We start from the raw sequence: 21,953 nt of genomic DNA on the forward strand, positions 1-21,953 counted from the left end.
GGTGCTGCGGCGCGCTGTTTGCTCATGTGCCTGCAAGCTTCTTCGCAATCACAGCCCATTGATACAGCGTGGATTTGAGGCTTTTTTGGCCTCTGGCGCTTGTCTGTTATGCGCTATAAGCTCTTATTTTTATAGCAATTTGTTGGCGTTGCGCTTTCATCGTACCGCCCACCTTCTCACATGACCCACCAAGCCCCAGCTGAACAAATACCTCCCGAAATAGCCCGCTATCTCCAAGGCCCGGCGTCCGAAGCAAAGCAGTTCGACTTCCTCATAGGCGACTGGAACGTCGAGGCGTCCCGATACAAGGAGGATGGCACTCCTGCGTTCAACTACCGGGCTTTGTGGAGTGCAAAGCCACTGAATGAGGGTCGGATGATCATGGACGACTTCCAGGCGCTGGGTCCGACGGGTGTGCCTGTGTCCTCATTCGTCACTCTGCGCACGTATTCTGAGATCACCAAGCGTTGGGAGATCGTTGGCCTTCAAGCGCTTCAACCGGCCGTGCCGACCGAGTGGCATGGGACCTCCAAGGACGGTGAAATGCTCCTCGACGCCATCGCCACCCTGCCGAACGGCCACCGTGTGCACACGAAAATTCGCTTCTTCGAGATTGCGCCTGACTCCTTTGCCTGGGAGAGCTCCATGACCGTTGATCAGGGCAATACATGGCGCAAAACGGCGTCCCTCAAGGCGACGCGCAAGACCTGAGGCCGAGGATGTTGATCGAGGGGCGTCTTCCAGCCACCCTCCAGCTCAAGCGCTAGAGCCATTGATTCTTCGTGTCTTCCCTGCGGGAGTGATGTGTTTGACACTCGGCCTTCGCGCGCAGGGCGGCTCGGGGATTTCCGGCGCTTCGTTCCTAGCAGGCATCTGGAATGCCTGAAGTGTCACGGGGCACGTGCGCAGCAAACTCATCCCTAAAACAATCGCTAGTCCGGCCATGCTTCTTGTGGTCCGCACTGGGTGGCGCAGGCGGCCCTGTGGCGCTGATCACATTCTTGCGGCGCGCAAGTCTCGGCGTCCCGCGCCTCCTAGAATGAAGCAATGATCAAATACTCCTTCCCCGCTGCGCCGGTGACTTACCGCCCCCCCGCAAACACCCCCGCAGTCCTGGCCGGTGAGTTGATCGAGTACCAGGCATGCCCGTTGTGTGAGAGCAAAGCCTTTCGGCCACTGCGCAGTGCGGACTGTTCCCACCACCCTCGCTACAGCCAAGAACTCTCTCGCACCATGCATTGGAGCCAATGCACGGCGTGCCAGCATGTTTTTCGGAGCGGCTACTACACCGAAGCAGCACTGAATATCGTTTTCCGTGGCACCAATGAATCCCAGGTGGTGGGCTATGACCTGGAACGGCAGCGCTATGTGTCTGCGCAGATGGTCGAGAAGGTGCTGTCCTACCAGACCGGAGGCACGTGGCTGGACGTGGGGTTTGGGAATGCATCACTTCTGTTCACCGCGCAGGAGTACGGCTTCGATCCCGTGGGCCTGGACCTGCGTCCGCAATCGGTGGAAGAGTTGCGCAGATGGGGTGTGACAGCCCATTGCCAGGATGTCACGGGGTTCGAGCTGCCGCGCCCCGCCAGTGTGATCAGCATGGCGGATGTGCTGGAGCACATGCCGTTTCCCAAGGTGGGCTTGCATGCCGCCCACCGGCTGTTGCAACCGGGCGGCGTGCTGCTGATCTCCATGCCCAACCTGGGCTCCTTTGTCTGGAAAGCACTGGATGCCAACAATGCGAACCCGTACTGGGGTGAGATTGAGCACTATCACAACTTTGACCGTGATCGCCTGTACGCATTGCTGGCCGAATGTGGCTTCAGGCCCGTGCGCTATGGCATCAGCCAACGCTACCGCGTGTGCATGGAAGTGATTGCCGTGAAAGTCCAGGCAGACGGGGCACACGACGCACCACAACAGTCGCCATGATCCACGGAAGTCCTGGCTAAAGATCAAGGCCTGCGGTGCGGTAACGTGCCTCTCCCAGGGCCTTGGCCTGCACCACCTTGGCGGGTAGTGGGCAGCGCCCAGGGGCCTCCTCAGGGTCATCACGTTGGACAACTTTCTGGCAGTGGTATGGGGCTCTCCACACTGCACCCTGTCAGAAATCGCATGTTGTCTCGCTGAAACCTCCAAGCTTCAAAAGCCCATGCAAAACGTTAGCCCCACGGAACACCCACTTCAGGTCGCCCTCGTCGCCGAACACCAGCATGCATCGCTGGTGGACCTGCTGTGCGAACTGCACGCCTTCTACAACGAAGGCGCCACGCCCGCTCGGCAGGTGGTGATGGAGCATCTCCGCCAGAACCTCCTGGCGCCCGGCTCCGCCCAGCATTTGCTGGTGGCTTCGCGCGGCGATGGGGTGGTGGTGGGCCTGGCGGCGTTCTCGCTGGTGTATTCGCTGGTCGAGTTTGCCGAAGACCAGCGCAGGCAATGCCAGTTGAAAGAGCTGTATGTGAGTTCGGCCGAGAGAAGCCAAGGGGCAGGCCGGGCGCTCATGTCCGGGCTCGCCCGATATGCCGTTGACCACGGCTGCCGCCGAATCGACTGGCCTGTGAAAGCTTCAAACGCCAGGGGAATCCTGTTCTACGAAAGCCTGGGTGCCGAGCAGGTGGCCGAACGGCTCAGCTACCGGCTGACTGAGCCCGCACTCGGCCGGCTGGCCCCGGACAGCGGATGTGCCAGCGTACGACCCGCATCGAACTGAAAACCGGAGACCTGCACCTTGTTTCGATCTTTTGTCCTCTTGCTCTCCCTGCTGGGCAGCGCCGCCTTCGGCGGGTTGCTGGCGGTATCGCTGCTGCAACCCGCCTGGATTGAACGCGGTGCGCGCGAGCTGATCCGCCAGCACATCGAGCACAAGACCGGCGAGAAGCTCAGAGCCCTGGACGAACGCTTCCTGAGCGCGCAGGCACGGGTCTTCTTGCGCGGCAAGGAACAGGAGATCGACGCCGCGCGCAAAGCGCTGTCTGCGGGATTGCCCGCCCGGGTCGCCACCATTGCGACCGAAATGGGGATTCCGGCCTGCGAATGCCGCAAACGTCACCAGCAGCGGCTCGAGTTGCAGATCGGCACCGCGCAGCAAATGCAGTCACAGCTCGATGCACTGATCCGCAGCGCCTACATGGACACGGCCGAGAAGCTACTGCGCGAATTGCGCATCTTCAGCGGCGCCAACGCCCTGGCATTCGCCCTGCTGGGCCTGGCTGCATGGCGGCGACCCCACGGCGCAGCTGGCGCATCGCTGGTGCCGGCCACCGCCACACTCCTCGTGGCAACGCTGGCGAGCAGCGCTGTCTACCTCTGGGGCCAGAACTGGCTGCAGACCATCGTGTTCGGCAGCTATGTAGGCGGGGCCCAGCTGGCTTACATCGCGCTGGTGTATGCGTGGCTGTGCGATCTCTTGTTCAACCGGGCGCGCATCAGCCTGCACCTGTGCCAGGGCAGCCTGAGCGGCGCTGTGTCCCCCTGCTGAAAGCCACCACCCCATGCGCATAGCCGGCTATCACTGGCGGGCAACCATGAGCGCCAGGTGCTGGAACTGCGCCCCGGGCATGGCGGCCCTTCGGACCAGTACCCGCACGCACAGCTCACCGAGGCGGAGTTCGCCTGGCTGCGCACGCTCAAGGCCTGGCATCGCTTCAGCGACGACATTTACCTGTGCCACAGCTCGCCGCGCAGTGACCACGAATACCTGCTGGAAACGCTGGACGGCAGCACGCTGCGCCTGGCCACCGCTGCGGAGATATCCGACCGGCTGGCCGACGAGCATTCACCTGTCATCGCATGCGGCCATGGCGGCGCTGGCCCGGCAACACGGCCGCCCGGACTGGGAGCACGCGCTGCTCACTGGCTACGCCGCTTAGCCCGCGCGCCCATCAGCCGTGCACTGACCGCGAATCTGCGGGAGCCTGGTCACGGTCGTGCATGCCGTAGTCGCGCACCACGGCGGCGACACGCAGGCGGTAGTTGTCGAAGATCCGCTCGCGGCCTGCTTTCTGCGTGGCGCGGTGGGCTTCCATCTGGCGCCATTGCGCCACCGCTTCCTCGTCACGCCAGAACGAAAGCGACAGCAGTTTGCCGGGAGCACTGAGGCTCTCGAACCGTTCGATGGAGATAAACCCGTCGATCTGCTCCAGCAAAGGCCGCAACGCAGCGGCAGCGCCCAGATAAGCGTCCTGCTGGCCCGGAGCGGGCTGTACCTCGAAAATGACGGCCATCATGCGCTGATCTCCAGTGGGTGTGCGGGCAGGTCCAGCGTGCCTTCCACGCCCTGCGTGAACGTGCGCTCCTCGCGCAGGATGAAGCGCTTTTCCTGCGCCATGGCGAAGTTGGCACGGCCTTCGGGGTCGGAGCGCAGGCGGGCGCGGTAGGCCTCGTAGGCAGCCAGCGACTCAAAGCCGATGAGCCCCCAGGCCTCGTAGTTGCTGCCCTCGTGCGGCAAAAAATAGCCGATCAGGTGGCCCCCGCAGCGCGGGATGATCTGGCCCCAGCGGCGCGCGTATTCGGCAAACAGCTCGCGCTGGAAGGGGTCGATGTCGTAGCGGATAAAGCAGGTGATCATGGTGTTCAGAAGTCGTTGGTGGACAGGGCTTCACGATAGGCGGTTGACGTCCTTCGATGGTTCGCCCAATATCGAACCATGAAAGATGGCCCCCACATCGCGCGCATTGCCGCGCTCATTGGCGACAGCGCGCGCGCTGAAGTCCTCACGGCCCTGATGGCCGACCGCGCACTCACGGCCACCGAACTGGCGGCGGTGGCAAGCGTGACCAAGCAGACCATCAGTGCCCACCTGGCCAAGCTGCTCGATGCGGGCCTGCTGACCGTCGAGCACCAGGGCCGCCACCGCTACTTCCGGCTGGCTGATCGTGATGTGGCTCACCTGCTGGAATCGCTCATGAACGTGGCCTTCCGCGCCGGTGCCGTGCGCCTGCGCTCCAGCCCGCGCGAGCCCGCGTTGCGCCGCGCGCGCATGTGCTACGACCACCTGGCCGGCGAAGTGGGCGTGCAGTTCTACGAAGCCCTGGTGCGTCAGGGGCTGCTGGACGCCACGCCCCAGGGTGCAGCGGTGACGCCCGCAGGCGCGCAGTGGTTTGCCCAGGTGGACATTGACACCACGGCACTGGCGCAACAGCGGCGCATGCTGTGCCGCCCTTGCCTGGACTGGAGCGAGCGCCGCCACCATCTGGGCGGCGCGCTGGGCGCTGCGTTGCTGCAACGCCTGTTCGACGGCGGATGGGCGCACCGGGCACAGGGCTCGCGCGTCGTGCACTTCACCGCCAAGGGCGAACTGGCGCTGCGCCAGTGGCTGGCAACCAGCCCAGAAGCACCACCATCCACCGCCCTTCGCGGCCCCGAACAATGATGAAGACCTTGCTGCTCTTCATCGCCACCGCCCTGGCTGAAATCGTGGGTTGCTACCTGCCCTGGCTGTGGCTCAAACAGGGCAAGCCGATGTGGCTGCTGATCCCTGCAGCGCTGAGCCTCGCCCTGTTCGCGTGGCTGCTCACGCTGCATGACACCACAGGCGCGGGGCGCGTGTATGCGGCCTATGGCGGGGTCTATATCGGCGCGGCGCTGGCCTGGCTGTGGGTGGTCGATGGCATCCGGCCCACACCCTGGGATGTGGCGGGCGTGCTGGTGGCGCTGGCGGGCATGGCGATCATCGTGCTTCAGCCTGCGCGCTAACGTCCGCGCACTTTGCGTGCCGACTGTGCGCGGACGCTCAAGGCTGGCACGCGTATCACTGCAACTCCTGGTAACAACCTCCACATTTGCAACCGGGGTGTTTTATAAGCAGTCATTTCTCAACTTTCACAAGACTGTCCATGCGCATTTCGACCGAGAAGGTTTCCTCTGACCTCACTCGCCGCCACTTTGCCCTGTGGATGACGGCCTCTGGTTTGTCGGCCTGCGGCGGTGGCGGGGGAGAGGTCGCCCCCGCGCCAGCCCCACCGCCCGGTCCCGCGCCGGGGCCAGCCTCGCTCAGTTTGATGGCGGGCGCATTGGGCGGCTCAGGATTTTTGCCAGGCGTGTTGACCGATGCACGTTTGCCCCCAGTGATGGCCGGGCATGCCTTCAACAGCAAGGGCGATCTTTGGTTCGTTGGCAGGTACGGCCGTGAACAAAAAGTAGGAAGGATCACCGCAGAAGGTACGCTGTCGTACTTTGCGTTCAACCAACAGATGCCCGTCACTCTCGGGGTCGTTGATGCGCGAGACCGGTACGTGATCGCCCATGCTGCGTTGGACGATTCCGGCACTGTGGTTTCGTTCTTCGACAATGAAACGCTGGTGACGCTGGCAGGCCAACCCAACGCCACCACCATGCAGGATGGCAAAGGCCCTGCGGCGCAGATCCTCTGGTTCGGGAACCCGCTGCTGGCGGGCGATGGGCTGGTGTACTTTCTGGACCGCGATGCTGGCGCCGCCAACTACACGCTGCGAACTTTGGCCCCCGATGGAACCGTGGTTTCCTTGCTGCCGGTGCCCAATAACAGCCGCTTGATCGCCTCCCCCACTGGGGCAGTGCGCAGGTTTACCGATGATTTTCAGAACAACCGCGTGCAATGGACGGAACTGGCGAGGGCCTCGTCAGGGCAATACTTCTGGGAAGTCCTGCCGAACAACTGGCGAAGTGTGGCCCACGCCGAACCCTTCGCGCCCGTCAAAGGCAGCAACGACATGTACTGGGGCTTTGACGCTGCGTTCAACACGATGGCCCACTACGCGCTGGATGGCACGCGTACGGACGTCTGGCAGCTGCCAGGGCGGGTGGATGCGGCGGTGTCCAACCCCCTCACCGGACACTTGGTGGCGCATGCGTGGCGGGGCCCTCTGGACCAATCCTCCCTCGAGAGCCCCGGCGTACTCTTGGTGCTGGACAGGGTGAAAACACCGACCGCTGTGCCGCAGCCCTGGGTCGGACTCGCCGATCAGCGCGGGCACACGGACGGCCAGGGCGATGCAGCACGGTTTGATTTTGAACGCGGAGCTCGCGCCACCTCGGAAGCATCGGGCCCGCTGTATGTGGCAGTGGGGGCTCAGATCCTATTGCCCGGTACGCCGCCGCAGTCGGTCCCTACGCCGCTGCGCACGGTCACACCGGCGGGCCAAGTGTCTTCGATGCCTGTCACCTACCCTTCCAGCTTTCGGCTGTTGTCCAGCGCATATGGCTACCTCGTGACCTACGACCAGGACACCAAGACACTGCTGCTGCGCACACCCAAGGGCGGGGCCGGCACGGCCTGGGAGCCTTGGGCCAAGAGCAGTCTCCTGGACAGCATGAGCCCCGACCTGAGCTTGTCCACGCTGCGGGCCGACACAACCGGCCTGCTTTGGTTTGCCACGCGGGTCCGCCCAATTCCGCTGAGTTGGATGCCCTTCAAAAACTCCGGCGTCTCGCTGATCGGCACCATCAGCGCTGCGGGGCAGGTGCAGGTGGTGGTGGGCGACCCGCAACTCATCCACTCACCCGACAACTACCCCCTGCTGGAGCAACGCCCCTGGCACATGGATGTGACGGACCTCGCCTTCGAGGGTGGCAACTCGCCCGTGTCGTGGGTGCTGTGCAACCGCCCCGTGCTGACCGCAGACCGCAAGGGCGTACAGTACCACGTGCCCGAACTGGTACGCTTGGAAGGCGCTACGCGCCAGTCCTTTGCCCTGCCCCCGGTAAGTGGAACCGATGCGTATTCGGTGCACTACTACCAGCTCTGCACCCTGCCTGGTCGGCCCGGCGAGGTGTTCATCATCTCCAACGCCTGCGCCGTGTACCGGTGGACAGTGGCGAAGGGCCTGGAATTGCTGGCCGGACAGGCCCAGACCACGCCGGGCGGCGTGCGACTGGGTGCGTTGCCCGCCAGCCTGAACGGGGTGAAGTTCATCAGCCCCGGCCCCGATGCCAACAGCCTGTACGTAGGCAGCGAAAACAGCGTACTGCGATTGGGTCTTCCCGGTTGAGACGGCATGCGCGCGCATCCGCCTCTGGATGAAGGCGCCCCTTGTTCAAACTTCGGAAACTGTTCATGAAACAACCCAGCGAGACCGTTGCCTCCGCCCTCACCAGGCGCCACTTTGCGCTTTGGATGACGGCTTCCGGCCTGACCGCCTGCGGCGGGGGTGGAAGTGGGGAAGCCCCCGCACCGGCGCCTGCGCCCTCGGCGCCCGGCCCCTCTTCAGTCAGCCTGCTGGCGGGCGGACTGGGGGGAAGCGGGTTCCTTGCAGGCACTGGCACGCAGGCCCGCCTGCCCTGGAAGTTGATCGGTCCGGCCTTCACCAGCCAAGGCCACCTGTGGTTCACCGGCGAGCACCTTGATGTGCAGCGGATCGGCAAGGTTTCCCCGGACGGGGCGCTCACCTACCGCACTCCCGAGACAGAGCTGCCGGCCTTCGTGACGGGTGGTGTGGTGGACGTGCAAGATCGCTATTTGGTCGCGATCCCCGTTGCAGGCTTGGGCCCTGTTCGAGTCATCTGTACGGTGCAAGGCGACTCGCTGGAGATCTTGGCGGGCCTAGCGACAGATCCCACCCAGCCTGATGTCATGCAGGATGGAAAAGGGCGATCGGCCCGGATCTGCCAGTTCGACTCCCCCGTTCTGGCCGGGGACGGGATGGTGTACTTCCTCGACAGGACCTTTTTGGGTCCGCACGAGATGCTGCGCACTCTGGCGCCGGACGGTACGGTGACGTCCCTCCTTCCGGCGCCCGTTGGCAGCCGGCTGGTCTTGTCTCCTACCGGGGCAGTGCGCAAGTTCATCGACGCCGCAGGCCACGTGGAATGGGCCGAACTGGCCAACACGGCACCAGGCGTTTATGCATGGAACCTCCTGCCCAGCAACTGGCCCAGCGGCAGCGCCGTGCCCTTGGCGCCTGTCAAAGGCAGTGCCGACAGGTACTGGGGTTACGACGCTGCCGCAAAAACCGTGGCGCATTACGCGCTGGACGGTACGCGGCAGAACGCACGGCAGCTCCCGGGCGCACCGGAAGCGGCAGCGGCCAATCCCGCCACCGGCCAAATCGCACTGAGCATTCGCCGTGATCTGCCAGGCGCGCCGCTCTTTCCCGCAGAGCTGTACCTGCTAGACCCTTCCCCGGCGCCCACGGCGCCGCTGTCGGCGTGGGTCGGGCTGCCGGACCAGTTGGGCCATGCGGATGGCGTGGGTGACGCTGCACGCTTTGACTTCACCGGAGGCGCCCACGCCGTCTCTGAAGGGTCTGGGCCGCTGTTCGTGGCAGTGGGCGCGGGCACGACCTACGGCGGCGCTGCACCGCCCGTGCGCACCGTGGCGCCGTCCGGCCAAGTGGCCTCCACCGCATTGCCCTACCGGCGCACCGGCCTGCTGGCCATCGCCTACGGCTATCTTTTGACTTGCGACCGCTCCACCAATACGGTGCTGCGCACGCCCAAGAACGGTAGCGGCACGGTGTGGGAACCGTGGGTGCAAAGCAGCATTTTTGCGGGGTACGGGGGGCTGCAGGTGCTTCGACCGGACACCACGGGCTTGCTGTGGTTTGCCACCCGCACGCTGCCCGCGGGCGGTGGCGGCGGCAGCAACCCGACCGGCGAAGGCACGTCCCTGATCGGGACCATCAGCGCCACCGGTCAGGTGCAGGTGCTGTTGGGTGACCCGCAGCAGGTCTACTCCGCGGCCAACTATCCGCCGCTGGCCCAGCGTCCCTGGTACCTGGACATCACCGATATCGCCTTCGAGGGCACGGCGTCCCCGGTGTCATGGGTGCTATGCAACCGCACGGTGCTGACCTCCCAGGGCGAGTTCGAGCGTTATGCGCCCGAACTGGTGCGGCTGGAAGGCGCCACGCGCCAAGCGTTTGCGCTGCCCGGGTTGGACATCCACCGGCGCGAGTTGATGCCCTACCAGCAGCTGTGCGTACTGCCCAGTCGGCCGGGCCAGGTGTTCCTGTCCGGCCCCTGCGGCGTGTACCGCTGGACCGTCGCCAAGGACCTGGAGCTGGTGGCCGGGCAGGCCGACCCGACGCCCGGCGGCGTGCGCCTGGGCTCCTTGCCCGCCAGCCTGAACCTGGTGAAGTTCATCAGCCCCGGCCCGGATGCCAACAGCCTGTACGTGGGCAGCGAAAACAGCGTGCTGCGGCTGAATCTGCCAGCGTAAGAGCGCCGCGAAAGGCCGTCCGTCAACGGACGGCCTTTCGCCCCCCTGCCCGTCAGTTCACCTTGATCAAGCGCCAGTCAATCCGGTTGTCCGGCCGCTGTACCAGCTCCACGTTTTTCTTCATGGCCCAGGCCAGCATCTGGTTGTGCAGGGGGATGTGTGCCACGGTGTCGTTCTGCAGCTGCAGGCCTTCGGTGAGCAGGCGGTTTCGCACGGGCAGGTCGGTTTCGGTCTTAACACGGTCCACGATGTAGTCCATGCGTTCATTGGTGTAGCGGCCCAGGTTGTAGTTGCCGTCGCCGCCCGTGGTCTTGGTGCGGACGAGTGATTGCAAGGTGTACAGCGCATCGAAGGTGGGCACGCCCCAGCTGAGCAGCGCAATGCTGGCCTCGTGCCGCTGTGCCATGGGGTAATAGGTGACCGCTGGCAGCGTGCGCAGCTTGGCCTTCACGCCAATGCGCGACCACATGGAGGTGATCGCCTGGCACAGCTCTTCGTCCTGCACGATGGCGTTGTTGCTGCAGGCAAAGTCCACCTCGAAGCCGTCTTTGTAGCCTGCCTCGGCCAGCAAGGCCTTCGCGGCATTGGCGTCAAAGGGCAGGCGCTTGTCCACGGCTTCCGTCCAGCCATTGACCAGCGGCGACACGATGGCTCCGGTGGGCTTGGACATGCCGCGCATGGTCACGCGCTGCAGCGTGGCACTGTCAATGGCCTGGTAGAGCGCCTTGCGCACGCGCAGGTCCTTGAGCGGGTTCTTGCCCTTGATGTTGCTGCCCACCAGCTCTTCGCGGAACTGGTCCATGGCGAGGTACACGGTGCGGTTCTCCACCATCTCCATGACCTTGAGGGCGGGGTTGGCCTTGATGCGGGCCAGATCCTGAATGCTGGTGTCGCGCACCATGTCCACCTCGCCCGACAGCAGCGCGGCGATGCGCGTGGCTTCGGACTTGATGGGGGTGTAGGTGATCTCAGTGACGTTGCCTTCGGCCTTGCCTGCATTCCACCAGTGGGGGTTGGCCGCGAACACGATCTTCTGGTCGGGCACCCATTCCTTGAGCACGAAGGGGCCGGTGCCCATGGCATTGCGGTGCGAATAGGTCTCGTCCTTGGCCTTGATGTCCTTGGGCTCGACCGAGTTGTTCTTCTCGGCCCAGGCCTTGCTCATCACGCGCAGCTCGGTGAGCTGGTTCAGTATCACCGGGTTGGGGTTCTTCAGGAAGATGTCAATGGTCTCGCCGTCTACCTTGGCGATGCGGTCCATGCCCTGGGTGTAGATGGAGTACGTGGAGGTCTTGCTCATCGCGCGCTGCAGCGAATAGACCACGTCATCGGCCGTCATGGCCGAGCCGTCGCTGAACTTCACCCCCTGTCGCAGCTTCACGCGCAGCTGCGTGGGGCTGACCTGCTGCCACGAGGTGGCCAGCAGCGGCTCGACCTTGAGCGTGCGGCTGTTGAACATCACCAGCGATTCATACACCGCCGCATGGATGCCATTGCCCAGGGCGCTGTTTTGCGAATGGATGTCCATCGTCTGGATGTCGCTGGAGCCTGCCCACTTGAACGGTTTTGCCGACACGGTGGGAGCAACGGTTGCCAGGGCCAGGGTAGCGGCCGCAAGCAGGGAACGCTTGAATTGCATGGCGAAATTTCCTTGATGAAATAGGAGAAACGGCAATATGCAGCAGGAAACAGGCCAGCCCAAGCCCCCACGCGCCATGTGTGGCACCGGCGATGCAAGCCCCGTGTCGGGACCGATTGCGCGCCGGGTGCGGCTGGGATAAAAGGGCCGTGGCAGGCCGGTGCACCGGCTACGGCACTGACCGCACCGGGTAGCGCACGCCATCGCGCTCAACGCCCACCTGCAGCAGGTTGATCACCCCCATCACGTCATCCACCAGCCACACGGCTTTCTCCAGCGCCTCGGCCTGCGCCTGCGACTGCACACAACCCATCAGTGTCACCAGCCGCCGCTCGCCCAGCACCCACACGCTGGTGTCGTCAAAACGGCCATCCTGCTGGATGTAGCGCTGCACGCGCGGGATGATCTCGGCGTCGTACAGGTACGAGTTGGGCAGGCGGCAGCGCCCCACGCGGTGGCAGCTGCCGCCGTGTTGCGATCGCACATGGGCCAGCTCGCGGACCTCGGCCTCGGTGTAGAGAGGGCCTTCGGGCACGGGACATTGCGGGATAGCGCTCGTGACCTGTACGAAAGGGTCATTGAAGGCGTTGGTGCGCGGGGCGGGGTTGTCAGCCACCTGGGCAGTGGTCAGGAATGGGGCCATGGCGACGGCCACCAACAACGCCATGACGAACCGGCGGAACACACAAACACGGCGCATGAATCGTTCCTTCCTGAAGATGGTCACAGCGCGGCTACAGCACGATCTGGTACCGCGCAAACTCTCTGCTGCCTTTGCGCACACAGTCGTTCAGGGTAAAACCAAAGCCCTCATACAGCCTTCGCAGCGGTTGCCGGTCGGCCACGCAGTCCAGCCGCAGATAGCGCAGGCCCAGGCTGCCTGCGTGCTGGCACCCAAATGCCAGCAGTGCCGTAGATACCCCCTGCCCCGCCCAAGCACGCCGCACGGCCAGCTTGTGCAAGAACGCGGAGGTGCCCGGTTCAGCGTCCGGCCAGAAGACTGGGTCTTCGCGCTGGAAGCGCACCACCCCCACTACCGCTTCGCTCGCTTTGGCCACCACATACAACCCGCCATCCACATCACGCTGCACGCTGTCATCTGTGAAATCAGACACGAGCCAGAGCGGAATTTTTTGATCGACCAACCACTGCGCGGCCTCGCGCAACACGGCAGCAATGGCAACGGCGTCTGACGGGCGGGCGATTTCGGTGCGCATACAAAAGCGGTGTTGGCCTGCAGACAGGGTGAAGCTGCACAAGATGATGGGACGAGGCGTTGACAGCGCTGACGGAATGAATCACGCTCAGCGCGATTGCTCACATATTTATAGCTGCCAGCACTCATCATATAAGCGCTAGAAGCCATTTTTATTCAAATTTTAGTCATGAAGCGTCGTCACGCAATCCCCAGCCCGCGCCCCGGCTTTGGCCCGCCGCCTACGATGTCCTGACCATGCACGCAAGCGACCTGATCGTCCACCGCTCCGAAGGCCTGTATTGCCCGCAGGGCAATTTCTACATCGACCCCTGGCGGCCGGTGGAGCGGGCCGTGATCACGCATGCCCATTCAGACCACGCACGCATGGGCTCGGCCCACTACCTGGCGCATACCGACAGCGCGGGCACGCTGCGCAACCGGCTGGGGGCGGACATCGCACTGCAGACGCTGGCCTACGGCGAGGCCATAGACCACCATGGCGTGCGCGTGTCGCTGCACCCGGCCGGGCACGTGCTGGGCTCGGCCCAGGTGCGCGTCGAACATGGCGGCCAGGTGTGGGTGGCCTCGGGCGACTACAAGCTCGAAGACGACGGCACCTGCACGCCGTTCGAACCCGTGCGCTGCCACACCTTCATCACCGAATCGACTTTTGGCCTGCCGATCTACCGCTGGCCCTCGCAGCCCACGCTGTTTGCCGACATCAATGCCTGGTGGGCGGCGAACGCAGCGGCGGGCAAGGCCAGCGTGCTGTACGCCTATGCCTTCGGCAAGGCGCAGCGGCTGCTGCATGGGGTGGACGCCAGCATCGGGCCCATCGTGGTGCATGGGGCGGTGGAGCCGCTCAACGCCGTGTACCGCACAGCGGGCGTGGACCTGCCGCCCACGCTGCGCGTGACGGACCCGGGCCTCACCAAGGCCGACCTGAAACGCGCGCTGGTGCTGGCGCCGCCCTCGGCCGCTGGCACCCCCTGGCTCAAGCGCTTTGGGGAGTTTTCAGACGCGTTTGCCAGCGGCTGGATGCTGGTGCGCGGCGCACGCCGACGCCGGGGCGTGGACCGGGGCTTTGTGATGAGCGACCACGCCGACTGGCCCAGCTTGCAAAAAGCCATTGGCGCCACGGGCGCGGAGCGCGTCATAGTGACGCACGGCAGCACGGCCGTGATGGTGCGCTGGCTGCGCGAGCAGGGGCTGGACGCCCAGGTGTTCGCCACCGAATACGGCGCCGATGACAACGAGGACGATGCAGGGGCTGCGCCCGAGCCAAGCAGCGAACCCGCACCCAAGGCGAAGGCATGAAGGCCTTTGCCCAGCTATTCCAGGCGCTCGACGCCACCACCGCACAGTCGGCCAAGCTCGCGGCGCTGGTGGCCTACCTGCGCGTGGTGCCGCCTGCCGATGCGGCCTGGGCCACCTACTTTCTGGCGGGTGGCAAACCGCGCCAGATGGTGCCCACCAAGCGCCTGAAGGCCCTGGCGCAAGAGGCTGCCGGCCTGCCTGAATGGCTGTTCGAAGAAAGCTACCAGGCCGTGGGCGACCTGGCCGAAACGCTGGCGCTGCTGCTGCCTGCGCCGGTGCAGCCGGTGGACCTGCCGCTGGCCGAGTGGATGGCGCAGCTGCTGCCACTGCGCACCCTGCCGCCCGACGAGGCCGATGCCCGCCTGCGCACGCAGTGGGACCTGCTGGCGCCCGAGCAGCGCTTCGTGTACTTCAAGCTCATCACCGGCAACTTCCGCGTGGGGGTGTCGCGCCTGCAGGTCACGCAGGCGTTGGCCACGGTGAGCGCCCTGGACCCCAAGCGCATCGCCCACCGGCTGATGGGCTACACACAGATCGGCCGACAGCCCGCTGCGGACGACTACGCCGCCCTGGTGGCGCCGGTGGACGAGGCCGCCGATGGCAGCACGCCCGGCACGGGCGACAGCGGCATGGCGGGCCAGCCCTACCCCTTCTTCCTGGCGCACCCGTTCAGCCAGCCCGTGGCCGAGATGCCCGCGCTGCTCGGCGCGCCCGGTGACTGGCTGGTGGAGTGGAAGTGGGACGGCATCCGCACGCAGATCGTGCGGCGTGCGGGCGCGGTGTGGGTCTGGTCGCGCGGCGAGGAGCTGGTGACCGACCGCTTCCCCGAGCTGGCCGAGGCTGCGATGGCGCAGCTGCCCGATGGCACAGTGGTCGATGGCGAGATCCTGGTGTGGCTTCCCGACGAGCCCCAGCCCCGCCCCTTTGCCGACCTGCAAAAGCGCCTGGGCCGCAAGACCCTGGGCCCCAAGCTGCTGCGCGAACTGCCCGTGGTGCTGGTGGCCTACGACCTGCTCGAACATGCGGGGCAGGACCTGCGCCAGCAGCCCCAACAGGCACGCCGCGCACTGCTGGAGGCCACGCTGCAGCCCGACCCGGCTGCGATCGCTCCCGCTGCGCAACCGGGCCTGCGCCTGAGCACGCTGCTGCACGGCGCCGACTGGCCGGACCTGGCACGCCAGCGCGAAGCCGCGCGCGGCATGGGCACCGAGGGCTTCATGCTCAAGCACCGCCAGGCGCACTACGGCGTGGGCCGCACCAAGGACGTGGGCGTGTGGTGGAAGTGGAAGATCGACCCGATGAGCGTGGACGCCGTGCTGATCTACGCCCAGCGCGGCCATGGCCGCCGCGCCAGCCTGTACAGCGACTACACCTTTGCCGTGTGGAACGGTCCGCCCGATGACCCCGACCGGCAGCTCGTGCCGTTCGCCAAGGCCTATTCGGGCCTAACGGACGTGGAGATCGGCCAGGTGGACACCATCATCCGCAAGACCACGCGCGAGAGCTTCGGGCCCGTGCGCAGCGTGGATGCGACCATGGTCTTCGAGCTCGGCTTCGAGGGCATCGGCAAGAGCCCGCGCCACAAGAGCGGCATCGCCGTGCGCTTTCCGCGCATGCTGCGATGGCGCCAGGACAAGACCGTGGCCGAGGCCGATACCCTGCAGACCCTGATGGCCCTGTTGCCAGGGCAGGACACCGCAGCATGAGCACGGCGCGCCGTCCGCGCAAGCCGCTGCCCACCGTGGCCGCGAGCGCGGCTGCTGGCTGGATGGCCGCGCGCGGCTGGCAGCCCTTCGGCTTTCAGCAGGAGGTATGGCGCGCCATGGGCGAAGGCCGCTCAGGGCTGCTGCATGCCACCACCGGCGCGGGCAAGACCTATGCCGTGTGGCTGGGCGCGCTGCAGCACCTGGCGCTGGCAGGCGAGCCCGTGGCACCGGCTGCACAGGCCAGTGCGCGCACGGCCCTGCGCACACGCCGCGCGGCAGCGCCACCGCTCACGGTGCTGTGGATCACCCCCATGCGCGCCCTGGCGGCCGATACGCTGCGTGCGCTGGTCGCGCCCCTGCCCGATCTGGCGCCGGACTGGACCAGCGGCCTGCGCACCGGCGACACCGCCAGCGGCGAGCGCGCCGCACAGGACCGGCGCCTGCCCACACTGCTGGTGACCACGCCCGAAAGCGTGTCGCTGCTGCTGGCACGCGCCGATGCACGCGAGCGCCTGGAGAAGGTGCGCCTGGTGGTGGTGGACGAATGGCACGAGCTGGTGGGCAACAAGCGCGGCGTGCAGGCGCAGCTGGCGCTGGCGCGCCTGTCGGGCTGGAACCCGGCCCTGCAGGTGTGGGGCATGTCGGCCACGCTGGGCAACCTGCAGGAGGCGCTGGACACGCTGCTGCCCCGGCCGGTGCCGGGCGCACCCGCAGTGCCGCCCGCCGTGCTGGTGCAGGGCCGCATCGACAAGGCGCTGCAGGTGGACGTGATGCTGCCGGCCAAGGTGGACCGCTTTGCCTGGGCCGGCCACATGGGCCTGGCGCTGCTGCCGCAGGTGGTGCAGTCCATCGAGGCCTGTGCGTCCACCCTGGTCTTCACCAACACGCGTTCGCAGGCCGAGCGCTGGTACCAGGCGCTGCTGGAGGCCCGGCCCGACTGGGCCGGCACGCTGGCATTGCACCATGGCTCGCTGGGCCAGGAGGTGCGCGCCTGGGTGGAGAACGGGCTCAAGGCCGGTCAGCTCAAGGCCGTGGTCTGCACATCGAGCCTGGACCTGGGCGTGGACTTTCTGCCCGTGGAGCAGGTGCTGCAGATCGGCTCGGCCAAGGGCGTGGGGCGGCTGGTGCAGCGCGCGGGCCGCTCGGGCCACGCGCCCGGGCGCACTTCCAGCATCACCCTGGTGCCCACGCACAGCCTGGAGCTGGTGGAGGCCGCCGCCGCGCGCCATGCACTGGCGCTGGGCCGCATCGAAGAGCGGCACACGCCGCACGCGCCGCTGGACGTACTGGTGCAGCACCTGGTCACTGTGGCGCTGGGCGGCGGCTTCGTGCCCGAAAACCTGCTGGCCGAGGTGCGTCGCGCTCCGGCCTATGCCACGCTGGCCGATGGCGACTGGCAATGGGCCCTGCAGTTCGTGCGCCAGGGCGGGGCCTCGCTGGCCATCTACCCCGACTTCCAGCGCGCCGTGCCCGACGAGGAAGGCGTGTGGCGCGTGCCCGATGCGCGGCTGGCGCGCCGCCACCGCAGCAACATCGGCACCATCGTGAGCGATGCCAGCATGCAGGTGCAGTTCGTGAGCGGCGGGCGCCTGGGTTCGGTGGAAGAGAGCTTCATCGCGCGCCTGCGCAAGGGCGACGTGTTCATGTTCGCGGGCCGCCTGCTGAAGCTGGTGCGCACCCAGCAGATGACGGCCTACGTGCGCATCGCGCCCAAGGGCAGCGCCGCGTTGCCGCGCTGGAATGGCGGGCGCATGCCGCTGTCGAACACGCTGGCCGACGCCATGCTGGAGATGCTGGAGCAGGCCGAGCGCGGGGTCTACGCATCGCCCGAGATGCAGTGCGCCCAGCCCCTGCTCGCGCTGCAGCACGCCTGGTCGGCCCTGCCCACGCCCAGCCGCCTGGTGGCCGAGACGCTGCACACGCGCGAAGGCTGGCACCTGTACCTCTACCCGCTGGCGGGCCGTCTGGTGCACCTGGGCCTGGCAGGGCTGCTGGCCTGGCGTGCATCGGAGCAGGTGCCCAACACCTTTTCCATCGCGGTCAACGACTACGGGCTGGAGCTGCTGTCCGCGAAGCCCGTGGACTGGGCCGCGCTGCTGCCGCGCCTGATCGGCGAGGGCACGCACACCACCATCGGCAGCGGGTTGGAGGACGAAGTGCTCGCCAGTCTGAACGCGACCGAGATGGCGCGCCGGCGCTTTCGCGAGATCGCGCGCATCGCAGGCCTCATCTTCCAAAGCCACCCGGGCGAGCAGCGCAGCAGCCGCCAGCTGCAGGCCTCGTCGTCGCTGTACTACGACGTGTTCGCGCAGTACGACCCCGACAACCTGCTGCTGGCCCAGGCCCGCGCCGAGCTGCTGGCCAACGAGCTCGACATGGAGCGACTGGCCCGCACGCTGCGCGGCATGCAGGCGCAGACCCTGTCCATCCATGCCCTCACGCGCCCCACCCCGTTCGCCCTGCCGCTGATGGTCGAGCGCTTTCGCGAACGTCTAAGTACCGAGACCCTGGCCGACCGCCTGGCGCGCATGGTGCAGGCGCTGGAGAAGGCCGCCGACGACACCACCGGCACCCACCACGCCGACAATCCCGTGGCCCCGGCCGACATGGCCTGGGACGTCCCCGACGGCGCCACCGCATCCCCCCGGCGCGCACGCCGCGGCGACACTGAGGGCGCACCCCGCCGGCCCCGGGGACGCCACGGATTCTGAGCACGACGACGAAGACGACGACTGACCTTGCCCGTGACCGCAGACACCGACACCACCGCCCCTTCGCTTGCATCCCCACCTGCTGGCGCCCACGCCATCACCCTGCCCTGCGGCACCGCCCTGTGGCTGCTGCCCCAGCGCGCCGTGTGGTGGCCCGCTGCGCGCATGGCCTTCGTGGCCGACGTGCACTTCGGCAAGGCGGCCACCTTCCGCCGCGCGGGCCAGCCGGTGCCACACGGCACCACGGCCGACAACCTGGCAAGGCTCGACGCGGTGCTGGCCGTGACGGGCGCGGAGCACCTCGTCTTTCTGGGCGACTTTTTGCATGCCCGCAGCGGTGCGGCCGATGCCCTGTGGCAGCAGTTGCTGCCGTGGCGCAAGCGCCATGCGCAGTTGCAAATGACCCTGGTGCGCGGCAACCACGATCTGCACGCGGGCGGCCCACCCCCACCGTTGGCCCTGGCCATCGTGAACGAGCCCTGGTTGCCCCATGCCGACACACCCTTGCTGGCCTGCCACCACCCGCAAGCTGTCGTCGGCCACACCGTGCTGGCGGGCCATCTGCACCCCACTCTGCGACTGAACGGCCCCGGGCGCGACTCCCTGCGGGCGCCTTGTTTTGGCTGGGGAGAGGGGCAACTGGTCCTGCCCGCCTTTGGGGCGTTTACCGGCACATCACCCGCTGCACTTCCTGGCACCTGGGTCCGGTTTGCGGTCACGCCGGGCCGCGTGGTGGCGGTCCCAGCAGGCTTTTCATAGCCCGCGCGGAGTGACGGTACGGCGGCACCCACCCACCCAAACCGCTCGTGGCAGAAGGGTGATTACCACCTTTTTGGTGAAAAAAAGTGCCGCAGGCTTATGATAATTTTGCATTGTGAGATTCGATTGCAAAAACAGCGGGCACAGACAGCCCCGAGCAAGGAGAATCAGAGAGCATCCGCGTTTGGCCCCGCTGCAACGCAGCCGAGGGCATTTACACACTCTGTTTCGTGAGACAAGCCATGACGACCCAGCAACCGACCATCATCTACACCCTGACCGACGAAGCCCCACGTCTGGCCACGGCTTCCTTCCTGCCCATCATCCGCACCTTTGCGGCGCCAGCGGGCATCAACGTGACCGAGAGCGACATCTCCGTGGCCGCACGCGTGCTGGGCGAGTTCCCCGAATCGCTGACCGCCGAACAGAAGGTGCCCAACACCCTGGCAGAGCTGGGCAAGAAGACCTTGCAGGCCGATGCCAACATCATCAAGCTGCCCAACATCAGCGCCTCGGTCGGCCAATTGCAGGCCTGCATCAAGGAACTGCAGGGCAAGGGCTATGCGATCCCTGACTACCCTGAAGATCCCAAGACCGAAGAAGAAAAAGCAATCCGCGCGCGTTATGCCCGCTGCATCGGCTCGGCCGTGAACCCCGTGCTGCGCGAAGGCAACTCCGACCGCCGCGCCCCCAAGGCCGTGAAGGAATACGCGCGCAAGAACCCACACAGCATGGCCGACTGGAGCCAGGCATCGCGCTCGCACGTGTCGCACATGCACGCTGGCGACTTCTACCATGGCGAAAAGTCCATGACGCTGGACCGCGCCCGCGACGTGAAGATGGAGCTGATCACCAAGAGCGGCAAGACCGTGGTGCTCAAGCAAAAGGTGTCGCTGCTGGACCGCGAAATCATCGACAGCATGTTCATGAGCAAGAAGGCGCTCGTCGAGTTCTACGAAAAGGAAATCGAAGACGCGCGCAAGACCGGTGTGATGTTCTCGCTGCACGTGAAGGCCACGATGATGAAGGTGTCCCACCCCATCGTGTTCGGCCACTGCGTGAAGATCTTCTACAAGGACGCGTTCGCCAAGCACGGCAAGCTGTTCGAAGAGCTGGGCGTGAACGTGAACAACGGCATGGCCAACCTGTACGAAAAGGTCGCCACGCTGCCCACGGCCCAGCGCGAAGAAGTCCTGAAGGACCTGCACGCCTGCCACGAAGGCCGCCCCGAGCTGGCCATGGTCGATTCGGCCAAGGGCATCACCAATTTCCACTCGCCCAACGACATCATCGTGGACGCCTCCATGCCCGCGATGATCCGCAACGGCGGCAAGATGTGGGGCGCCGACGGCCGCCTGAAGGACGTGAAGGCCGTGATGCCCGAATCGACCTTTGCCCGCATCTACCAGGAGATCATCAACTTCTGCAAATGGCACGGCGCGTTCGACCCCAAGACCATGGGCACAGTGCCCAACGTGGGCCTGATGGCCCAGCAGGCCGAAGAGTACGGCTCGCACGACAAGACGTTTGAGATCACCGAAGACGGCGTGGCCAACATCACCGATCTGGCCACTGGCGAAGTGCTGCTCTCCCAGAACGTGGAAGCCGGCGACATCTGGCGCATGTGCCAGGTCAAGGACGCCGCGATCCGCGACTGGGTCAAGCTGGCCGTGAACCGCGCGCGCAATTCCGGCATGCCCGTGGTGTTCTGGCTCGACTCGTACCGCCCGCACGAAGCGCAGCTGATCACCAAGGTCAAGATGTACCTGCACGAGCACAACACGGCGGGCCTGGACATCCAGATCATGAGCCAGGTGCGTGCGATGCGCTACACGCTGGAGCGCGTGATCCGTGGCCAGGACACCATCAGCGCCACCGGCAACATCCTGCGCGACTACCTGACCGACCTGTTCCCCATCATGGAACTGGGCACCTCGGCCAAGATGCTGTCCATCGTGCCCCTGATGGCCGGTGGCGGCATGTACGAAACCGGCGCGGGCGGCTCCGCACCCAAGCATGTGCAGCAGCTGGTGGAAGAAAACCACCTGCGCTGGGATTCGCTGGGCGAGTTCCTGGCGCTGGCCGTGTCGCTGGAAGATCTGGGCCTGAAGACCGGCAACGCCAAGGCCAAGGTGCTGGCCAAGACGCTGGACGCCGCCACGGGCAAGCTCCTGGACAACAACAAGAATCCTTCGCCCAAGACCGGCCAGCTGGACAACCGCGGCAGCCAGTTCTACCTGGCCCTGTACTGGGCGCAGGAACTGGCCGCGCAGACCGACGATGCCGACCTGGCCAAGTTGTTCGCACCGCTGGCCAAGCAACTGGCCGCTGACGAACAGACCATCGTGGCCGAGCTGGCTGCGGTGCAAGGCGCGCCCGCCGACATCGGCGGCTACTACCTGCCCGACACCGCCAAGCTGGACGCCGTGATGCGCCCCAGCAAGACGCTGAATGCAGCGTTGAAGACCGTGGCTGCGTAAACAACAAA

19 protein-coding genes are annotated in these 21,953 nt (G+C 66.0%); 13 read left to right on the plus strand and 6 right to left on the minus strand.

Annotation, left to right across the window (positions count from 1 at the left end):
* Positions 1 to 180 precede the first annotated feature (180 nt).
* The 4 genes from IB243_RS09965 (at position 181) to IB243_RS09980 (ending at position 3,478) form a co-directional block, all read left to right on the plus strand.
* Positions 181 to 711: a hypothetical protein gene (locus IB243_RS09965; RefSeq protein WP_057227960.1), complete on the plus strand. Its 531-nt coding sequence runs from the start codon at positions 181 to 183 to the stop codon at positions 709 to 711.
* Between the two features lie 522 nt (positions 712 to 1,233).
* Positions 1,234 to 1,932: a class I SAM-dependent methyltransferase gene (locus tag IB243_RS09970; protein ID WP_192426693.1), complete on the plus strand. Its 699-nt coding sequence runs from the start codon at positions 1,234 to 1,236 to the stop codon at positions 1,930 to 1,932.
* Positions 1,933 to 2,152: 220 nt separating this feature from the next.
* A complete protein-coding gene (locus tag IB243_RS09975; protein ID WP_192426695.1) occupies positions 2,153 to 2,710 on the plus strand; it encodes a GNAT family N-acetyltransferase in 558 nt (185 codons plus the stop codon).
* 18 nt (positions 2,711 to 2,728) lie between these two features.
* Positions 2,729 to 3,478, plus strand: a complete 750-nt coding sequence (locus IB243_RS09980) for a hypothetical protein (RefSeq protein ID WP_192426696.1) — start codon at positions 2,729 to 2,731, stop codon at positions 3,476 to 3,478.
* A 30-nt stretch (positions 3,479 to 3,508) separates the two neighbouring features.
* Here the strand turns inward: IB243_RS09980 and IB243_RS09985 are convergent, their stop codons facing one another.
* From IB243_RS09985 to IB243_RS09995, 3 genes are all read right to left on the minus strand, one after another.
* Complete coding sequence (locus IB243_RS09985) at positions 3,509 to 3,775, minus strand: hypothetical protein (protein ID WP_192426698.1); 267 nt, start codon at positions 3,773 to 3,775, stop codon at positions 3,509 to 3,511.
* Between the two features lie 106 nt (positions 3,776 to 3,881).
* Positions 3,882 to 4,226, minus strand: coding sequence for an antibiotic biosynthesis monooxygenase (locus IB243_RS09990; RefSeq protein WP_192426700.1), 345 nt, complete (start codon positions 4,224 to 4,226; stop codon positions 3,882 to 3,884).
* Positions 4,223 to 4,567 carry an NIPSNAP family protein gene (locus IB243_RS09995; protein WP_010465174.1) on the minus strand — a complete coding sequence of 115 codons (345 nt, stop codon included), beginning with the start codon at positions 4,565 to 4,567 and terminating at the stop codon, positions 4,223 to 4,225. The genes IB243_RS09990 and IB243_RS09995 overlap by 4 nt, the downstream gene beginning before the upstream one ends.
* Before the next feature lie 78 nt (positions 4,568 to 4,645).
* Between IB243_RS09995 and IB243_RS10000 the strand changes: the two genes are divergently transcribed.
* The 4 genes from IB243_RS10000 (at position 4,646) to IB243_RS27360 (ending at position 10,135) form a co-directional block, all read left to right on the plus strand.
* Positions 4,646 to 5,371, plus strand: a complete 726-nt coding sequence (locus IB243_RS10000; protein WP_192426702.1) for a helix-turn-helix transcriptional regulator — start codon at positions 4,646 to 4,648, stop codon at positions 5,369 to 5,371.
* Positions 5,371 to 5,694 carry a YnfA family protein gene (locus IB243_RS10005; RefSeq protein ID WP_192427394.1) on the plus strand — a complete coding sequence of 108 codons (324 nt, stop codon included), beginning with the start codon at positions 5,371 to 5,373 and terminating at the stop codon, positions 5,692 to 5,694. Before IB243_RS10000 ends, IB243_RS10005 begins: the two co-directional genes overlap by 1 nt.
* Positions 5,695 to 5,834: 140 nt before the next feature.
* Positions 5,835 to 7,967 (plus strand): hypothetical protein, encoded by a 2,133-nt coding sequence (locus IB243_RS10010; RefSeq protein WP_225584876.1) that lies wholly within the window; start codon positions 5,835 to 5,837, stop codon positions 7,965 to 7,967.
* Between the two features lie 65 nt (positions 7,968 to 8,032).
* The gene (locus tag IB243_RS27360) at positions 8,033 to 10,135 is read left to right on the plus strand and encodes a hypothetical protein (RefSeq protein ID WP_304503441.1); all 2,103 of its coding nucleotides are present in this window, start codon (positions 8,033 to 8,035) and stop codon (positions 10,133 to 10,135) included.
* 52 nt (positions 10,136 to 10,187) lie between these two features.
* Here the strand turns inward: IB243_RS27360 and IB243_RS10020 are convergent, their stop codons facing one another.
* The 3 genes from IB243_RS10020 to IB243_RS10030 all read right to left on the minus strand — a co-directional run bounded on the left by IB243_RS10020 (position 10,188) and on the right by IB243_RS10030 (position 12,991).
* Positions 10,188 to 11,774 carry an ABC transporter substrate-binding protein gene (locus tag IB243_RS10020; protein WP_192426704.1) on the minus strand — a complete coding sequence of 529 codons (1,587 nt, stop codon included), beginning with the start codon at positions 11,772 to 11,774 and terminating at the stop codon, positions 10,188 to 10,190.
* A gap of 169 nt (positions 11,775 to 11,943) precedes the next feature.
* On the minus strand, positions 11,944 to 12,474 hold the full coding sequence (locus IB243_RS10025) for a BON domain-containing protein (protein WP_192426706.1): 531 nt from the start codon (positions 12,472 to 12,474) through the stop codon (positions 11,944 to 11,946).
* Between the two features lie 34 nt (positions 12,475 to 12,508).
* A complete protein-coding gene (locus IB243_RS10030; RefSeq protein WP_176887722.1) occupies positions 12,509 to 12,991 on the minus strand; it encodes a GNAT family N-acetyltransferase in 483 nt (160 codons plus the stop codon).
* Positions 12,992 to 13,227: 236 nt separating this feature from the next.
* On the opposite strand from IB243_RS10030, the gene IB243_RS10035 reads away from it, so the two are divergent.
* The 5 genes from IB243_RS10035 to IB243_RS10055 all read left to right on the plus strand — a co-directional run bounded on the left by IB243_RS10035 (position 13,228) and on the right by IB243_RS10055 (position 21,945).
* Complete coding sequence (locus IB243_RS10035; protein ID WP_192426708.1) at positions 13,228 to 14,289, plus strand: ligase-associated DNA damage response exonuclease; 1,062 nt, start codon at positions 13,228 to 13,230, stop codon at positions 14,287 to 14,289.
* On the plus strand, positions 14,286 to 15,995 hold the full coding sequence (locus IB243_RS10040) for an ATP-dependent DNA ligase (RefSeq protein ID WP_192426710.1): 1,710 nt from the start codon (positions 14,286 to 14,288) through the stop codon (positions 15,993 to 15,995). Before IB243_RS10035 ends, IB243_RS10040 begins: the two co-directional genes overlap by 4 nt.
* Positions 15,992 to 18,706 carry a ligase-associated DNA damage response DEXH box helicase gene (locus IB243_RS10045; protein ID WP_192426712.1) on the plus strand — a complete coding sequence of 905 codons (2,715 nt, stop codon included), beginning with the start codon at positions 15,992 to 15,994 and terminating at the stop codon, positions 18,704 to 18,706. Before IB243_RS10040 ends, IB243_RS10045 begins: the two co-directional genes overlap by 4 nt.
* Before the next feature lie 27 nt (positions 18,707 to 18,733).
* The gene (pdeM, locus tag IB243_RS10050) at positions 18,734 to 19,465 is read left to right on the plus strand and encodes a ligase-associated DNA damage response endonuclease PdeM (protein WP_192426714.1); all 732 of its coding nucleotides are present in this window, start codon (positions 18,734 to 18,736) and stop codon (positions 19,463 to 19,465) included.
* A gap of 242 nt (positions 19,466 to 19,707) precedes the next feature.
* Complete coding sequence (locus tag IB243_RS10055; protein WP_010465148.1) at positions 19,708 to 21,945, plus strand: NADP-dependent isocitrate dehydrogenase; 2,238 nt, start codon at positions 19,708 to 19,710, stop codon at positions 21,943 to 21,945.
* The last annotated feature ends 8 nt before the right edge of the window (positions 21,946 to 21,953 follow it).

The sequence above is a fragment of the Acidovorax sp. ACV01 genome, assembly GCF_014851495.1.
Lineage (GTDB): Bacteria > Pseudomonadota > Gammaproteobacteria > Burkholderiales > Burkholderiaceae_C > Acidovorax > Acidovorax radicis.

Coding starts and splice junctions, on each gene's coding strand:
- IB243_RS09965 (WP_057227960.1), top strand. CDS start 181: ATGACCCACCAAGCCCCAGCTGAACAAATACCTCCCGAAATAGCCCGC.
- IB243_RS09970 (WP_192426693.1), top strand. CDS start 1,234: ATGCATTGGAGCCAATGCACGGCGTGCCAGCATGTTTTTCGGAGCGGC.
- IB243_RS09975 (WP_192426695.1), top strand. CDS start 2,153: ATGCAAAACGTTAGCCCCACGGAACACCCACTTCAGGTCGCCCTCGTC.
- IB243_RS09985 (WP_192426698.1), bottom strand. CDS start 3,775: ATGCTCGTCGGCCAGCCGGTCGGATATCTCCGCAGCGGTGGCCAGGCG.
- IB243_RS09990 (WP_192426700.1), bottom strand. CDS start 4,226: ATGATGGCCGTCATTTTCGAGGTACAGCCCGCTCCGGGCCAGCAGGAC.
- IB243_RS09995 (WP_010465174.1), bottom strand. CDS start 4,567: ATGATCACCTGCTTTATCCGCTACGACATCGACCCCTTCCAGCGCGAG.
- IB243_RS10000 (WP_192426702.1), top strand. CDS start 4,646: ATGAAAGATGGCCCCCACATCGCGCGCATTGCCGCGCTCATTGGCGAC.
- IB243_RS10005 (WP_192427394.1), top strand. CDS start 5,371: ATGAAGACCTTGCTGCTCTTCATCGCCACCGCCCTGGCTGAAATCGTG.
- IB243_RS10010 (WP_225584876.1), top strand. CDS start 5,835: ATGCGCATTTCGACCGAGAAGGTTTCCTCTGACCTCACTCGCCGCCAC.
- IB243_RS27360 (WP_304503441.1), top strand. CDS start 8,033: ATGAAACAACCCAGCGAGACCGTTGCCTCCGCCCTCACCAGGCGCCAC.
- IB243_RS10020 (WP_192426704.1), bottom strand. CDS start 11,774: ATGCAATTCAAGCGTTCCCTGCTTGCGGCCGCTACCCTGGCCCTGGCA.
- IB243_RS10025 (WP_192426706.1), bottom strand. CDS start 12,474: ATGCGCCGTGTTTGTGTGTTCCGCCGGTTCGTCATGGCGTTGTTGGTG.
- IB243_RS10030 (WP_176887722.1), bottom strand. CDS start 12,991: ATGCGCACCGAAATCGCCCGCCCGTCAGACGCCGTTGCCATTGCTGCC.
- IB243_RS10035 (WP_192426708.1), top strand. CDS start 13,228: ATGCACGCAAGCGACCTGATCGTCCACCGCTCCGAAGGCCTGTATTGC.
- IB243_RS10040 (WP_192426710.1), top strand. CDS start 14,286: ATGAAGGCCTTTGCCCAGCTATTCCAGGCGCTCGACGCCACCACCGCA.
- IB243_RS10045 (WP_192426712.1), top strand. CDS start 15,992: ATGAGCACGGCGCGCCGTCCGCGCAAGCCGCTGCCCACCGTGGCCGCG.
- IB243_RS10055 (WP_010465148.1), top strand. CDS start 19,708: ATGACGACCCAGCAACCGACCATCATCTACACCCTGACCGACGAAGCC.